We start from the raw sequence: 14,239 nt of genomic DNA, 5'->3' as shown, positions 1-14,239 counted from the left end.
TCTTACCACCCCTGCGGCTTGCCCTGGTTCTGCTCTTCCAGCCACGCCATCAGCGGGGCGAAGTACTCGACCATTGCCTTGCCGGACATCTGGCGCTCGCCGGTGAAGGCTTCCAGAGCATCGGGCCACGGCTTGCTCGCGCCCATTTCCAGCATGGCGTTGAGGTTCTTGCCCACTTCTTCGTTGCCATAGAACGAGCAGCGGTGAAGCGGCCCTTCCCAGCCGGCCTGGTCGCACGCAGCCTTGTAGAACTGGAACTGCAGGATCCGCGCGAGGAAGTAGCGCGTGTACGGCACGTTGCCCGGGATGTGGTACTTCGCGCCTGCGTCGAACTTGGTCTCGTCACGCGCCACCGGGGGCGTAATGCCCTGGTATTCAAGGCGCAGGTCGTTCCAGCCGGCATTGAGGCCTTCTGTGGGGATCGACCCGTCGAACAGACCCCAGCGATAGCGATCGACCATCAGGCCGAACGGCAGGAAGGCAACCTTGTCCATCGCTTCGCGCAGCAGCAGGCCGATGTCCTTGTCCGCGCTCGGCACGTCTGCACGATCGAGCATGTCGATCTGCACCAGATATTCGGGCGTAATCGACAGCGCGATCATGTCGCCGATCGCTTCATGGAAGCCGTCGTTCGCGCCGTTGAGATGCAGGTAATCCTGCTGGTTGTAGGCGCGCTGGTAGTAGTTGTGACCAAGCTCGTGGTGGATGACCTTGAAGTCGTCCGCATTGCGCTTGATGCACATCTTGATGCGCAGGTCGTCGACATTGTCCACGTCCCATGCGCTGGCGTGGCAGACCACTTCGCGGTCGCGCGGCTTGGTGAACTGGCTGCGCTCCCAGAAGGTTTCCGGGAGCGGTTCGAAGCCGAGCGAGGAGAAGAACTGTTCGCCCACGCGGACCATCTGGACCTCGTCCATGCCGTCTTCTTCGATGAGCTCGGTCAGGTCATAGCCGATGTCGCCGGCGCCCTCGGGAGCGACGAGCGGGTAGATATTACCCCATTCCTGCGCCCACATATTGCCGAGCAGGTCGGCGCGAATGGGTCCGGTCGCGGGCTGGACGGCGTCACCATACTTCTCGTTGAGCTTGGAGCGGACATAGGTGTGCAGCGCCATGTAGAGCGGCTTCACTTCCTGCCACATCCGTTCCGTCTCGGCGGCGAACTGGTCGGGGTCCATGTCGTAATTGGAGCGCCACATCGCGCCAAGGTCGTTGAAGCCAAGCTCCTTCGAACCCTCGTTCGCAATGCCGATCATGCGCAGGTAGTCGCTGCGCATCGGCGCGCCGACATTGTCGTGCCAGCTGGCCCACATTTCGGCGAGTTCTTCGGGAGAGCGTTCGAGGTTGCCCATCTCGGCTTCGATATCGGAGCCGTTGATCTCCTCTCCGTTCAGCGTGCCCTTGCCCTTGCCATAGGCGGAACCAAGGCGCGTCGCGATGTCGGACAGCTCGGTCGCGGCGCCATCACGGACCGGAGCGGGCATGACGATGCCGTTGCGCAGGATATCGAGCTTGCGAGCCACTTCGGGATCGAGGCCGGCAACGCGTGCATATTCGGCCGCCTTGTTCGCATAAGCGACCGATTTCTGGGTCGCTTCGGCCCCGTATTTCGCAGCGAGCATGTCGCTGTCGTGAACGATATACGTCGAGTTGAGCCAGGCAACGCGCGCGTACTCGACGCCGAAATCGAAGAGGTCCTTCTCGACCATGTCGACCCACGCAGCCGCCCCTGTCGGCGTCATCGGGTAAGGATCGGCATCTGCCACCGGCGCGATCGGTGCGGAAGGCATCGGCTCCGCATTGGCGGTGGTGCAGGCAGCAAGCGAAATGGCGAGCGCGGACAGCGCTACGGGTGCGAATTTCATGTGTATCCTCTCGAACAGGGTAATCCGGTTTCGTATGTCACCGGATTGCACCTGTCTGGAGGCTTTATCAACCCGCTCGGTTTCTCATTCGACGAACGACAAGCAAGGCCAATATGCCGAGGAAGCTCACGCCGAACGCGGCCATCTTGATAGGCTGCATTGTTGCGGCGAGCCGAGCGAGCCCGTCATTCCCTTGCATGGAAGTCAATTGGATGAACTGCGCGATCGTTTCCGCGTAATCGGTGACAATGAAAATCCCGCCCATTGCAGCTACGACCAGGCCCGCAGTGTGAAATGTACGGCGCATGGCGATGCCGCCCAAGGTCGCACCGATGCCGTAGAGCCCGATGAAGAGGAAATCGCCGATCATCCCCCATCGCGCATGGCCAAGCAGGCCTGCTTCGCTCCACGCCTGCTGGATGCGGTTGACTTCGGCTGCACTACCCGCGGCCTGGTGATCGAATATGCCGCCGGGAACCTCGGGGATGGCCAAGGGCCCGTGCGGGATACGCAACAGGGCAAACACCAGCAGGCCGAGGAGCCAGATGATCCACCAGTAACGGACCAGCAGATTCACGCGGTCCGATCCAGCCAGTCGGCCATGGCCCGTCCGAGATCGGGCTTGGTAACGCTCCCCATGTGGGTGCCCGGGACTTCGGCATATTCGGCGTTCGGCAAAAGTTCGGCCAGCGCTTCTGCGGAGCCGTTATCGCGGTCCTCGTCACCGCAAACAACCAGCGTCTGCATTGAGACATTGTCCAGCATCGCGAGATCCAGATCCGGCATCGTGTCGAGCAAGAGCCGCGCCGCGGTGCGATTGACGCCTTGCGACTTCAGGAACTGCATCGAGAAGTAGGCGGGGTCGCCGCGCTCTATCGTGTCGAACTCATCAATCACGCGCTTAAAGAATGCGCTGCGCTTGCCCCATTCGCCAAGACCCGCCGTGCCCATCCCTCCGACGATCAGCCGCTTTGGCGAGAGAATTCCATGCGCCACGCCATGCAGCGATGTCCGAGCGCCCAGGGAGAAGCCGCCGAGGTCATAGTCTTCGAGCTCAAGATGATCGACAAGCGCCGCCACATCACGGACCAAGACGTTTAGCGGATACTTCTCCGGCTCCTCCGGGGCTTCGCTGTCACCATGGACCCGAAAATCGAGCATGATGACCTCATACCCACGCGAGGCGATCTCCTCGGCATGCCCGAACTTGATCCAGTTCATCTGTGCGCTTGAAAACAGGCCATGGAGCAAGACCAGCGGCCTGCCTTCGCCGACATGGTGAATGGCCAGCCGGGTACCGTCGAAGCTTTCGAAATGTTCGGCGCTCATGCCAGCCCCACCAGCGAGACCCATTCTTCCGTAGAGGACGGCTGCGTTTCCATCGTCTTGCTATCCTTCGGGATCAAGATCCACGGTTGCTTGCTCTTCACCCAGACATGTGCCGCGGGGACGATGTCGCTGCTGATGTCCAGTGTTCCGCACCGCAAGCTGGCGAAGCCCGCCCGGCGGTCGTTCACCGCGTAGATCCTGGCCTTGCAGGTCCCACATCCAAAAATTGTCGATTTTGCGCCGGAAGGCTGCGTGTATTCCGCAGTATCGAGCGCACCTTCGACCTCGATATCTTTCTCCGCGAACAGCATGTGCTCCGAGAACGCCGTGCCGGTCCGCTTCTGGCAGTCGGTGCAATGGCAGGCATATGGCGCAAACCGCGTGCCTTCCTTGAGCACATAGCGCACCGAGCCGCACAAGCACCCACCGGTCAATTCTCCCTTCACCGCTTTTCCAACCCCTTCTGCTCCATGCGCCATTGGACCATCTCGATACGGTCCTGCCCGAAGAAAGGCTCTCCGTCGAAGACAAGCGTGGGGACGCCCCAGTGGCCGGCGGCTTCCAGCGCCTCCTGGTTGGCGGCAATCTCGGCGTCCAGTGCCTCTGCATCGCCCTGCACCTCGGCGATGATTTCCTCGACGCCCAGCCCGGCTGCCTCCAGCGCGCGGTCGAGGTGTCCGCCTTCGTGCCAGTTCTCCTGCCCGCCCCAGATCATCCGGCCCGCTTCGGCTGCGAAAACCAGCCCGGCACCGCGTCGGGCGGCGGCCTGCCCCATGCGCGTCACGCGGCGAATATAGGGCTGGTCGTCGGCAATCTGCCGCGTCGCCATGTCCTGGATGATGGGATCGGGCCGCGGCGCGCCGAAAGGAATTTCGTGGAATTGCGCCACGCGGATCATGTCCCGCATGGTGTAGCCGAGCCAATTCGGATGGTTGCGTTCGAAGAAATCTGGCTGCCGGATCGCAAGCGGGTAGACCGGCCTCAAAGCGATCTTGAGATCGAACTCTTCGGTCATCGCTCGGTAGCGACCGACCGAAAGATAGCTGTAGGGCGAGCGAAAGCTGAAATAGAGCTCTGCGGTAAGGGTCATGCCTGTCTTATACAGACGCGTAGCCTCAGCGGAAGAAGCAGCTCAATCCGGCCTGTAGGGCGGTTATCGTCCCGTCCTCCGCGAAGCCCCTGATCGTGCCGAAATCACCTGTCGTATATTCGAATTCGCCGGGTAAGGTGCTGTCGATCTCGCGCACCTGACGTTCTGTTTTCAGCGCTTCAAGTGTCGCGCCTGTCCGGATGCCATCCGACGTGACGACGCCGGCGCCCTCACGCACGAACCATCCCGCAAAGCGATCATCCTGGTAAGCGATTTGCAGCGGGCCGTAGGAGGTGAAATCCATAGCGCCTGCACCGCATTCTTCCTGACGCGATTGTTCGCCAGCCTCGCCCCAGGCGCTTTCAGCCATGGCGTCGACTTCCGCGCGAGGGGAGCCGAACCGCATGACCATGGCACCTTTGTCGCTTGCCGCGGCCAATCCATTGGCATTGACGATGATGCGCGCTTCCTCGAACCGGTCGACCACCTGCGTTGCCGCGGGTTCGGGGGCAGGCTCGTCACTGCAAGCCGCAAGGGCGATGACGATCGGCAGCGCCGCAAGAGAACTCGCTCGGATCATCCCTTTTTCAGGACCTCGCACCCGAGCAGTTCGGCGATCTGCACTGCGTTGAGCGCCGCGCCCTTGCGAAGGTTGTCGGATACGCACCACAGGACAAGACCGTTCTCGACCGTAGCGTCTTCGCGCACGCGGCTGATGTAAGTCGCGCTGTCCCCAGCCGCTTCGACAGGCGTGGTGTAGCCGCCGTCTTCGCGCTTGTCGACGAGCATGCAGCCCGGAGCCTCGCGCAGGATGTCCTGCGCCTGTTCTGCCGAAAGCTCGTTCTCGAATTCGATGTTCACCGCTTCGGAATGTCCGACGAAGACAGGCACGCGCACGCAGGTCGCCGACAGCTTGATCTTCGGATCGAGGATCTTCTTGGTTTCGACCACCATCTTCCATTCTTCCTTGGTCGATCCGTCATCCAGGAAGACGTCGATGTGCGGGATCACGTTGAAGGCGATCTGCTTGGTGAACTTTACCGGCTCGACAGAGTCCCCGACGAAGATATTGCGGCTCTGTTCGAACAGCTCATCCATGCCCGCCTTGCCCGCGCCGGAAACCGACTGGTAGGTGGAGACGACGACGCGCTTGATCGTCGCTGCATCGTGCAAGGGCTTGAGCGCGACAACCAGCTGCGCGGTCGAGCAGTTGGGGTTCGCGATAATGTTCTTTTTGGAATAGTCGTGGATCGCTTCCGGATTTACCTCGGGCACGATCAGCGGCACGTCCGGGTCCATTCGGTAAAGCGAGCTGTTGTCGATCACCACGCAACCCGCAGCCGCAGCCTTCGGCGCGTATTCCTTGGCCGGGCCGCTACCGGCGGCGAACAGGGCGATGTCCCAGCCGGACCAATCGAAATGCTCGATGTTCTTGCACTTGAGCATCTTGCCGGTGTCGCCGAATTCGACCTCGGTGCCGTGCGAACGGCTGGAGGCAACGGCGGCAACCTCGTCGCAGGGAAACCCGCGCTCGGCCAGCACCATCATCATTTCGCGTCCGACATTTCCGGTCGCGCCGACTACGGCAACACGATAGCCCAAATCACTTCTCCAAAATCAATCTGCCGCCGAGATAGCGATTGCCGCCGCGCCCGCAAGCGCACATTCGATTGCGGGCGGTAAAGACCGGCTCGCGATCACTCGGGCGGGGTCACGCCATGATGCTCGAGGAAGCGGAACACGGTGTTGTAACGGTGCGGGGAGATCTGCTCGCCCGAAACGCGGTGCGTGTAGCCGGGGTAGAGCATCATCTGGAACGGCACATTGCCTTCCTGCATCGCCGAAATCAGCTCGGTCGCGTTCTCGAACACCACGTTGTCGTCCGCCATCCCGTGGATCAGCAACATGGGATCCGTGATCTTCGTTGCGTCCGGGATGGCCGAAGCCGCCTCGTAAGCCTCCGCATCGTCCTGCGGCGTGCCCATGTAACGCTCGGTATAGTGCGTGTCGTACAGTTCCCACCTCGTGACGGGCGCGCCGCTGATACCGGCAGCATAGAGACCCGGGTCGGCCTGGAGCTGCTTCAATGTCATGTAGCCGCCATAGGACCAGCCATCGATTGCGATCTTGTCCGGGTCGACGAAGTCGAACTGGGTGAGGAACTCCGCACCCGCCTTCTGGTCGCGCACTTCCACGCCGCCCATGGCGCGGTAGATCGGCTGTTCGAACTTCACCCCGCGATTGGCGCTGCCGCGATTGTCGAGCGCGAACCAGATGTAGCCCTTGTCGACGATCGCTTGGCGCAGCGCGCCGTTCCAGCCCTTGGTCACGATCTGCGGCCCGGGACCGCCATAATGGTAGAAATAGACCGGGTATTTCTTGCCCGGCTCGAGGTCGGGCGCGACCATCTCCCAATAGAGCAGCGTGCCGTCCTCGGCCGGCAGCACGCCGTATTGGGTGGGCCTGTGGCTGGCCAGGTAAGGCGCATAGGGATGATCGGCGTCGAGCTCGTTCTGCTCGATCCAGGCGAGACGCGTTCCCTCCGCATCGGCAAGATAGCTTTGCGGCGGGCGGTCGTCATTCGAGCGCGTCACGAGCAGCGTCTGCGCCTTGTTATCCATGGTGCCGGAATTGACATAGGACAGGTCCGTGAGGCGCGTGACCTCCGACGGATCGGTAAGGTCGAACATGTAAATCTGCTGCGCCAGCACATCGTCCTTCGTGCCCTGGAAATAGACGCGACCCTGCGCCTCATCGACGCCGAGCAGCTTCGTCACCACCCAGTCGCCGCTGGTCAGCTGCTGCCAGTTTCCCTCGGCATAGCGGTAGAGGTGCCCGAAACCGTCGCGTTCCGACCACCAGATGAGGCTGCCGTCGTCGAGCCACTTGTAGTCGTCGGACAGGTTGATCCAGTAATCCTCCATCGCCGCGGTTTCGGTGAAAAGCACCTCGCTCGCACCGGTGGCAGGATCGACCTTGAGAACATCGAGAACCGTCTGTTCGCGGTTCTGGCGCTGGACATAGAGCGCCGATCCGTCAGGTGCCCAGTCGACGCGCGCGAGGTAGATGTCCGGATCATCACCCAGGTCCACCTTCACGCGGTTCTGGCCGTTCGGGTCCATGACGAACAGGTCGACTATCGCATTGGCGCTGCCGGCGACGGGATAGCGCTGGTCGAAGACCTTGGTGCCGGTCGCGCCGATGGCTGCGCGGGTGACAATACCCACCCCGCTTTCGTCGAACCGCTGGACTGCGATCCGGCGGTCGTCGGGGCTCCACCAATAGCCGGTGAGGCGGGCCATTTCTTCCTGCGCGACGAATTCCGCCTCGCCCCAACGGATATCTTCGCCTTCCTTCGGCGTGACGGGTCTGGCCTCGGCGCCCACGTCGCCAACCCACAGCTGCCTGTCGCGCACGAAGCTGACATAGGCACCCGTGCTGCTGAGCGAGGGGTTAAGCTCGCTTTCTTCCGTATCGGAAAGCTGGACGACTTCGCCGCCGATCCTTGCGAGATAGAGGTCGCCGTCGAGCGGCACGAGCACGGCATCGGCTTCCTTGGTCCACTGGTAGTCGATGATGCCCTTGAGGCTGCCGACACGCGCGCGTTCGCGCTGCATCTTCTCGTCCTCTGACAATTCGCGGCCCGAAGACAGCTTCTCGCTGTCGACCAGCATCGACCAATCGTCCTTCTCGCGGTCATAGGCCCACAGATCGTAGCGCTCCCGGTCGTCCTCGCGGTTGCGCAGCAAGGTCAGGTAGCGCCCGTCCGGCGAAAGTTTCGCCTGCCGCGGCGCGGGGCCATCGAGCGAGGGAGAGGCAAAAACGCGTTCGAAGGTCAGGTCCATGGGCGCCGCCTGTGTTGTAGTGGTGTGATCGTCGGCCAGTGCAGGCGCTGCAAGGCAGGTGCCGAGCGCCAGGGCCGTGGCAAAGGTCAAAACGCGCAATTTTCTCTCCCTGATTGCGGTGCCATGCTCTCGCAAGCTGCGGGGTGGAAAGCAAGCCTTGGAAAAAAGCGCGCAATTCATGCCTAATTTCGCCTTAAGCGCGCTTCCTTAAATCCCCTTAACGCCTGTCCTCCAGAAGGGTCCCTGTCATCGGGAGCCACTTTCCGGCTCAACGGCTTCCGGAGGCATCAGAACGGGCCGCAAGGCTCATCATGATCCCCACGTGACAAGGGCGGTGCTTTCAGGAGCACCGCCCTTTCTTTTGGGTACTTGGGAGGCGGTGCTTTCAGGAGCACCGCCCTTTCTTTTTTGGCCAAACGAAAAAGGGCGGCCCCGCAGGACCGCCCTTCGAATTCGCTGTTGCGAGCCTTACGCCTTGGGGGCGTTGTCGCGCCGCTCGGCGATACGAGCGCGCTTACCGGTGCGGCCACGCAGATAGTAGAGCTTCGCGCGACGCACGATACCGCGGCGGACCACGGTGATGCTGTCGACGATCGGGCTGTAGAGCGGGAACACGCGTTCCACGCCTTCGCCGAACGAAAGCTTGCGGACGGTGAAGTTGCTGCCCATGCCGCGGTTGGAGCGGGCGATGACAACGCCTTCGAAATTCTGAACACGCTCGCGGTTGCCTTCCTTGACCTTCACGCCAACACGTACAGTGTCACCGGCGCGAAATTCCGGAACGTCCTTGCCGAGGTTCTCGATAGCTTCTGCTTCGAGCTGCTGAATCAGGTTCATCGAACCGTTTCCTTAGTCTTTTCGCCGCGCGCCAGAGGCAGACTGGTCCCGATCGCCACTATAGCGATCCCAAAGGTCCGGCCTGCGTAACCGTGTGTCTTCCTCGCTCCTTGCCTTGCGCCAAGCAGCGATCTTCGCATGATCCCCCGATCGCAGCACTTCAGGGATCGTGCGCCCTTCCCATTCCTGAGGTCGGGTATACTGCGGATATTCGATGAGGCCGTTTTCGTAGCTCTCTTCGACTCCGCTATCGGGCGCGCCCATTACTCCGGGTAGCAGGCGAATGCAAGCGTCGAGTATGGCGATTGCGGCGGTCTCTCCGCCTGACAGGACGATGTCGGCAAGGCTGACCTCTTCAACCTGCGGGTAATGGTCGAAAATCCGCTCGTCAAACCCCTCGAACCGGCCGCACAGTATGGCAACGCCGGGTCCGGCCGCGATTTCGCGAATGCGCGCCTGACTGATGGGTTTCCCCCGCGGTGTCATGGCGAGGATCGGCCTTCCCTCGCCCACGCTTTCGATAGCGGGACCAAGGACATCGGGTTTTAGCACCATGCCCGCCCCGCCGCCAGCCGGCGTATCGTCGACCGTGCGATGCTTGTCCGTGGCAAAATCGCGGATCTGGACAGTCTCGCACGACCAGTCCCCCCGCTCGAGCGCCCTGCCCGCCAACGACACGCCCAGCGGCCCGGGAAACATCTCGGGATAGAGGGTGAGGATGGTGGCGGCGAAGGTCATCGGTTTCGGGTGGTCAATGTTTTGCCATGGCCCGGCGTGCCACAAAGTAGCTCACCGGCCAGCCTACGATTACCGAGAATGTGGCAAGGATGCCCACGATAGCAATCCCGAGCACTTCGGGTCCGCGAAAATCGGGTTCTAGCGCTGTCGAGAAGGCCGCGAGGAACAGGCCCACGCTGAGAATGGGCAAGAGCGCGGAACCCAAGAGAGCGGCCCGTTGGGCGCTGGACTGGGGGCGGATGCTCCTGACCCCGGCCGAGACCACCAGGGCCACCCCGCAGAACACGCCAAGCACGACTGCCACTCCCACAAGGGCCAAGCCGGACAGGACCACAGTTGCCCAACTCAGTTCGCCCATGTGACCCCTCCCTTGGGTTTCCGGTCGACAGTCAGTTCAAAGACATCCGGTCGCGAATAGTGACCATCAGTGTCGAGGCTCGCCAGCCCCTGTCCGATCTCGTCAAGATCGAGGTCGGCTACGAGCGTCTGCTCGCCCGCATCCGCCTGCGCCACGATCCGCGCATCGGGCGCGATAATAATCGAACCGCCGCGATTGAGCGCATCGCCCTCAATCGCCTCGAACAACTCCTTTGCCGCCGCATCGCCGCCAACCCGTTCCAGACCATCGAACAAATCGTCCTTTGCCTGCACCAGCCCTGCCGCCAGCACGAAACACCGCCCCTCCATCGCATAGTGCCGCGAGGCGAGCGCGTATTCCTCGCGCACGGTGGGCCAGGCAGCCACATGCACGCTCTCGCTAAGGTTGTGCATCGCCGCGCGCGCCAAGGGCATCCAGTGCTCCCAGCAGATCAGCGAGCCGATGTTGCCCCATTCCGCCTGGTGCACGCCCAACGTCGAACCGTCGCCGCGCATCCAGATAAGGCGCTCGCCATGTGTGGGCACCAGCTTGCGGTGGTCGAGCACGGGCAGGCCGGGACGGAAGGTCATCTGGTTGTTGTACAGGCTTTGCCGCACCCGCTCATGCCCGCCGATGCTGATGACCGCACCGCTCTCGTCGGCGAGTTCCTGCAAGGGCAGCAACCGCTCGTCATTAGCCACCACCGCCTGTTCGAGCATGATCCGATGCAGCGCCTTGGTGCCGGGGTGGTCCCACAGCGCCGCGCCGGGCGCTTCGTCCGGCCACAGCGGATAGCCGCCGAGGAAGGTCTCGCCAAAGGCCACAAGCTGCGCCCCGCCCTCAATCGCCTCGCGGGCAAGTCGGACAGCCTTCTCGATCCCGTCACCAATGGCGAGCGGAATGGGTGCAGCCTGGACTATTGCAACCTTGAGTGGGCTCATGGAGCGCTTAGTCGACGAAATCGGCGTTCACGACAAGCGTGCTGTCATCCCAGGAAGGCACCGCTTGCTTCGTCAGGGGGACCATGAACTTCTTGCCGTCGGGCTTCTCGATCTCGACGATATCCGTCGCGCCGAAGTTCTCGACCGCGCACACGCGCCCAACGGCCTCGCCCGCATCGGTCACTACCGGCAGGTCGAGCAGGTCGGAGTAGTAGAATTCGCCCTCCTCCAGCGGCGGGAGGGCATCGATCGGAACCGTCAGCACCGTGCCGCGCAGGGCCTCGGCATCGTTGCGACTGGTGATCTCGGCAAAGCGCGCGATTGCGCCGCCCTTATTGTCGCTGCGCACCTTGGAAAGTGTCAGCGTACCGTCATTGAAGCTCTTGTGGGCCTTCAGGGCATCGACGCCCTCCCCGAACAGCTTCAGACGGACTTCGCCCGCCACGCCATGCGCACCGGTGACGGCGGCAAGGGTGGCGGGTTTGTCCTGCATGGAAAAGGCTTACTCGGCCTTTTCTTCGGCTGCGTCTTCAGCCGGAGCTTCTTCTGCAGCAGCTTCTTCGGCCGGCGCTTCTTCAGCAGCAGCTTCTTCAGCCGGAGCTTCGGCTTCAGCCTTGGCCTCTTCTTCAGCGGCCTTGGCAGCTTCTTCGGCTTCTGCAGCCTTCGCAGCCTTCTCTTCAGCGCGTTCCTTCGCGGCTTCGCCCGGTTCACCCTTCTTCGGGTTGTTGCGCGGCGCACGCTCGAGGATGCCGGCTGCGTCGAGGAAACGGTGGACGCGGTCCGACGGGGTCGCGCCGACCGACAGCCAGTGACGTGCGCGGTCTTCGTCGAGCTTCACGCGCTCGCCCGAATCCTTCGGCAGCATCGGGTTGTAGGTGCCGATCTGCTCCAGGTACTTGCCGTCACGCGGGCTGCGCGAGTCCGACACGACGATGCGGTAGTAGGGACGCTTCTTCGCGCCACCGCGCGACAGACGAATTGCAACTGCCATTTTACTTCACCTTTCGAATGTAAATATCGGTAATTTCGTTTATTTCTTGTTCAACATGTCACGCAGATCGGCGGGAAGCGTGTCGGGATCGACACTCGGCCCCTTGTCGCCGCCCGAACCCAGTCCGGGCAGTCCGCCCATGGGACCGGGCCCGCCGGGGCCGCCGAGGCCCGGCATGGCGGCACCGAGCCCGCCCTTGCCGAACAGGGCGCCGAGACCCTTCAACCCGCCCATCTTCTTGATCTGCTTCATGGCCTTGGCCATTTCCTGGTGCATCTTGAGCACCTTGTTCACTTCCTGGACCTGCGTGCCCGAACCCGCTGCTACGCGCTTCTTGCGCTTGGCGTTGAGCAGCTTGGGATGCTTGCGCTCTTTCGGAGTCATGGACGAAATGATCGCGTCCATGTGGACCAGGACCTTGTCGTCCATACCGCTGGCCTGCATCGCCTGCTTGGCCTTTTTCATGCCGGGCATCATGCCGGCGAGCGCGCCAAGGCCGCCCATGTTCTGCATCTGCTTCAACTGCATGCGAAGGTCGTCGAGGTCGAATTCGCCCTTCGCCATTTTCTTGGCGAGCGCTTCGGCCTCTTCTTCCTTGATCGCCGTCGCAGCCTTTTCGACGAGGCTGACGACATCGCCCATGCCGAGGATGCGGCCGGCCACACGCTTGGGATCGAAGGCCTCGATCGCGTCGAGCTTTTCGCCGGTCCCTGCAAACTTGATCGGTTTGCCGGTGACATAGCGCATCGAAAGCGCCGCACCGCCGCGCGCATCGCCGTCCATGCGGGTCAGCACCACGCCGGTCAGCGGCACTTCGCCGGTAAAGCTCTGCGCGACGTTGACCGCGTCCTGGCCGGTCAGGCTGTCGACCACCAGCAGCACTTCGGTCGGGGCGGAGACGGCGTTGATCGCCTTCATTTCCGCCATCAGCGCCTCGTCGACGTGCAGGCGGCCCGCGGTGTCGAGCAGCAGGACGTCTGCCGCCTGGAGCTTTGCGCTTTCCATGGCGCGGCGTGCGATATCGACCGGCTGCTGGCCGGGCACGATCGGCAGGGTCGCGACATCGACCTGTTCGCCCAGCACCTTCAGCTGCTCCTGCGCTGCCGGACGGTTGACGTCGAGCGAGGCCATCATGGCCTTCTTGCCGTGCTTTTCGCGCAGCAGCTTGCCGAGCTTGGCCGTCGTCGTCGTCTTACCAGAACCCTGCAGGCCGACCATCATGATGACGACCGGAGGCTTGGCGTTGAGGTTCAGCCCCTCGACCTCGGTGCCGCCGAGCATATCGACCAGCTCGTCGTCGACGATCTTGACGACCTGCTGGCCCGGAGTGACGGATTTCAGGACTTCCGAGCCGATCGCCTTTTCGGTGACGGCATCGATGAAACGGCGGACGACGGGGAGAGCGACATCGGCTTCGAGCAGCGCGATGCGAACTTCGCGCATGGCTTCGCGCACATCGCTTTCGGACAGCGCACCGCGCCCCTTGAGCTTGTCGAAGACATTGCCGAGCCGGTCGGACAGATTGTCGAACATGGCCGTTCTACTCCTTCCCGACGCCTGAGCACCGGATAAACGCGAAAAACGCCGGCGGACGAAAACTCGTCGGCCAGCGTGGGGTCAAACCCCTATGAAACCCAAACGTGTGCCCGGGTGTGGTGGAAGCAAGCCGCAGCCGTCGCCACGGCCTGCTACCATCAAATCCGGGAAAATGGTGGAGCCTAGCGGGATCGAACCGCTGACCTCTACAATGCCATTGTAGCGCTCTCCCAGCTGAGCTAAGGCCCCGAGCCATTTTCAAACGACGCATCCTGGGAGGTGCGTCACCCTTGCGGGAGGCGCCCAATATAAGCAGCCTTCCCGCAATGCAACAGCAAAATTAGCTCTCGTCCGCGTCGTCGTCGTCGCCCTTGGACTTGGTTTCGACGCCGAGGTCGTCGTCGCCGCCCAGATCGACTTCATTGTCGGGCGAATCGTCGTCTTCGTCGATGTCGATATCCAGATCGTCATCGTCGTCACCGCCCAGATCGCTGTCGGCTTCGCCCTTCTTGTCTTTCTTCTCTTCCTCGGCGAGGATCGGCTGCTTGGACTTGAGAACGGGTTCGGGGGTCCATTCTTCACCGCATTCGATGCAGGTGACCGGATCTTCCTTGTTCAGATCGTAGAAGCGAGTGCCGCAATTCGGGCAAGTGCGCTTGGTGCCCCATTCAGGTTTGACCATGTGTAATCCTTGATGTTTGCCGCCCCG

General features: G+C 62.3%; 16 protein-coding genes and 1 tRNA gene. All 17 read right to left on the bottom strand.

Annotated features, from left to right (window positions below):
- Positions 1-2: 2 nt before the first annotated feature.
- A complete protein-coding gene (locus LCM24_RS11860) occupies positions 3-1,865 on the bottom strand; it encodes a M2 family metallopeptidase (RefSeq protein WP_224804585.1) in 1,863 nt (620 codons plus the stop codon).
- Positions 1,866-1,932: 67 nt separating this feature from the next.
- Positions 1,933-2,442, bottom strand: coding sequence for a hypothetical protein (locus tag LCM24_RS11855; RefSeq protein ID WP_224804583.1), 510 nt, complete (start codon positions 2,440-2,442; stop codon positions 1,933-1,935).
- Complete coding sequence (locus LCM24_RS11850) at positions 2,439-3,194, bottom strand: alpha/beta fold hydrolase (RefSeq protein WP_224804581.1); 756 nt, start codon at positions 3,192-3,194, stop codon at positions 2,439-2,441. The genes LCM24_RS11855 and LCM24_RS11850 overlap by 4 nt, the downstream gene beginning before the upstream one ends.
- Positions 3,191-3,592 carry a GFA family protein gene (locus LCM24_RS11845; protein WP_224804579.1) on the bottom strand — a complete coding sequence of 134 codons (402 nt, stop codon included), beginning with the start codon at positions 3,590-3,592 and terminating at the stop codon, positions 3,191-3,193. Before LCM24_RS11845 ends, LCM24_RS11850 begins: the two co-directional genes overlap by 4 nt.
- Before the next feature lie 44 nt (positions 3,593-3,636).
- Complete coding sequence (locus LCM24_RS11840) at positions 3,637-4,284, bottom strand: 2-hydroxychromene-2-carboxylate isomerase (protein ID WP_224804578.1); 648 nt, start codon at positions 4,282-4,284, stop codon at positions 3,637-3,639.
- Between the two features lie 25 nt (positions 4,285-4,309).
- Positions 4,310-4,864, bottom strand: a complete 555-nt coding sequence (locus LCM24_RS11835; protein ID WP_224804576.1) for a hypothetical protein — start codon at positions 4,862-4,864, stop codon at positions 4,310-4,312.
- Positions 4,861-5,886, bottom strand: coding sequence for an aspartate-semialdehyde dehydrogenase (locus tag LCM24_RS11830; protein ID WP_224804574.1), 1,026 nt, complete (start codon positions 5,884-5,886; stop codon positions 4,861-4,863). Before LCM24_RS11830 ends, LCM24_RS11835 begins: the two co-directional genes overlap by 4 nt.
- A 95-nt stretch (positions 5,887-5,981) precedes the next feature.
- Positions 5,982-8,228 (bottom strand): S9 family peptidase, encoded by a 2,247-nt coding sequence (locus tag LCM24_RS11825; protein ID WP_224804572.1) that lies wholly within the window; start codon positions 8,226-8,228, stop codon positions 5,982-5,984.
- A 369-nt stretch (positions 8,229-8,597) separates the two neighbouring features.
- Positions 8,598-8,966 carry a 50S ribosomal protein L19 gene (gene rplS / locus LCM24_RS11820; protein ID WP_090479716.1) on the bottom strand — a complete coding sequence of 123 codons (369 nt, stop codon included), beginning with the start codon at positions 8,964-8,966 and terminating at the stop codon, positions 8,598-8,600.
- Positions 8,967-8,978: 12 nt separating this feature from the next.
- Positions 8,979-9,704 carry a tRNA (guanosine(37)-N1)-methyltransferase TrmD gene (trmD, locus tag LCM24_RS11815; protein WP_224804570.1) on the bottom strand — a complete coding sequence of 242 codons (726 nt, stop codon included), beginning with the start codon at positions 9,702-9,704 and terminating at the stop codon, positions 8,979-8,981.
- A gap of 13 nt (positions 9,705-9,717) precedes the next feature.
- Entirely contained in the window at positions 9,718-10,062 is a 345-nt protein-coding gene (locus tag LCM24_RS11810) for a hypothetical protein (protein ID WP_224804569.1), read from the bottom strand.
- Positions 10,050-11,003 carry a carbon-nitrogen hydrolase family protein gene (locus LCM24_RS11805; protein ID WP_224804567.1) on the bottom strand — a complete coding sequence of 318 codons (954 nt, stop codon included), beginning with the start codon at positions 11,001-11,003 and terminating at the stop codon, positions 10,050-10,052. The genes LCM24_RS11810 and LCM24_RS11805 overlap by 13 nt, the downstream gene beginning before the upstream one ends.
- 7 nt (positions 11,004-11,010) lie before the next feature.
- Positions 11,011-11,496 (bottom strand): ribosome maturation factor RimM, encoded by a 486-nt coding sequence (gene rimM / locus LCM24_RS11800; protein ID WP_224804565.1) that lies wholly within the window; start codon positions 11,494-11,496, stop codon positions 11,011-11,013.
- Positions 11,497-11,505: 9 nt separating this feature from the next.
- A complete protein-coding gene (gene rpsP / locus LCM24_RS11795; protein WP_224804564.1) occupies positions 11,506-11,994 on the bottom strand; it encodes a 30S ribosomal protein S16 in 489 nt (162 codons plus the stop codon).
- Positions 11,995-12,033: 39 nt separating this feature from the next.
- Positions 12,034-13,527, bottom strand: a complete 1,494-nt coding sequence (ffh, locus tag LCM24_RS11790; RefSeq protein ID WP_090479734.1) for a signal recognition particle protein — start codon at positions 13,525-13,527, stop codon at positions 12,034-12,036.
- A 176-nt stretch (positions 13,528-13,703) separates the two neighbouring features.
- A tRNA-Ala gene (locus tag LCM24_RS11785) sits at positions 13,704-13,779 on the bottom strand.
- Positions 13,780-13,870: 91 nt separating this feature from the next.
- Complete coding sequence (locus LCM24_RS11780) at positions 13,871-14,212, bottom strand: TIGR02300 family protein (RefSeq protein WP_040964039.1); 342 nt, start codon at positions 14,210-14,212, stop codon at positions 13,871-13,873.
- Between the last annotated feature and the right edge of the window lie 27 nt (positions 14,213-14,239).

This window comes from Qipengyuania aquimaris, assembly GCF_020171965.1.
Lineage (GTDB): Bacteria > Pseudomonadota > Alphaproteobacteria > Sphingomonadales > Sphingomonadaceae > Qipengyuania > Qipengyuania aquimaris_A.
This window is presented reverse-complemented; position numbering and strand designations above follow the sequence as displayed.

What these genes read in the sequence shown, in the direction of transcription:
- rimM (WP_224804565.1), bottom strand. Translation starts at nt 11,496, where the DNA reads ATGCAGGACAAACCCGCCACCCTTGCCGCCGTCACCGGTGCGCATGGC.
- trmD (WP_224804570.1), bottom strand. Translation starts at nt 9,704, where the DNA reads ATGACCTTCGCCGCCACCATCCTCACCCTCTATCCCGAGATGTTTCCC.
- ffh (WP_090479734.1), bottom strand. Translation starts at nt 13,527, where the DNA reads ATGTTCGACAATCTGTCCGACCGGCTCGGCAATGTCTTCGACAAGCTC.
- LCM24_RS11850 (WP_224804581.1), bottom strand. Translation starts at nt 3,194, where the DNA reads ATGAGCGCCGAACATTTCGAAAGCTTCGACGGTACCCGGCTGGCCATT.
- LCM24_RS11835 (WP_224804576.1), bottom strand. Translation starts at nt 4,864, where the DNA reads ATGATCCGAGCGAGTTCTCTTGCGGCGCTGCCGATCGTCATCGCCCTT.
- LCM24_RS11780 (WP_040964039.1), bottom strand. Translation starts at nt 14,212, where the DNA reads ATGGTCAAACCTGAATGGGGCACCAAGCGCACTTGCCCGAATTGCGGC.
- LCM24_RS11860 (WP_224804585.1), bottom strand. Translation starts at nt 1,865, where the DNA reads ATGAAATTCGCACCCGTAGCGCTGTCCGCGCTCGCCATTTCGCTTGCT.
- LCM24_RS11840 (WP_224804578.1), bottom strand. Translation starts at nt 4,284, where the DNA reads ATGACCCTTACCGCAGAGCTCTATTTCAGCTTTCGCTCGCCCTACAGC.
- LCM24_RS11805 (WP_224804567.1), bottom strand. Translation starts at nt 11,003, where the DNA reads ATGAGCCCACTCAAGGTTGCAATAGTCCAGGCTGCACCCATTCCGCTC.
- rpsP (WP_224804564.1), bottom strand. Translation starts at nt 11,994, where the DNA reads ATGGCAGTTGCAATTCGTCTGTCGCGCGGTGGCGCGAAGAAGCGTCCC.
- rplS (WP_090479716.1), bottom strand. Translation starts at nt 8,966, where the DNA reads ATGAACCTGATTCAGCAGCTCGAAGCAGAAGCTATCGAGAACCTCGGC.
- LCM24_RS11810 (WP_224804569.1), bottom strand. Translation starts at nt 10,062, where the DNA reads ATGGGCGAACTGAGTTGGGCAACTGTGGTCCTGTCCGGCTTGGCCCTT.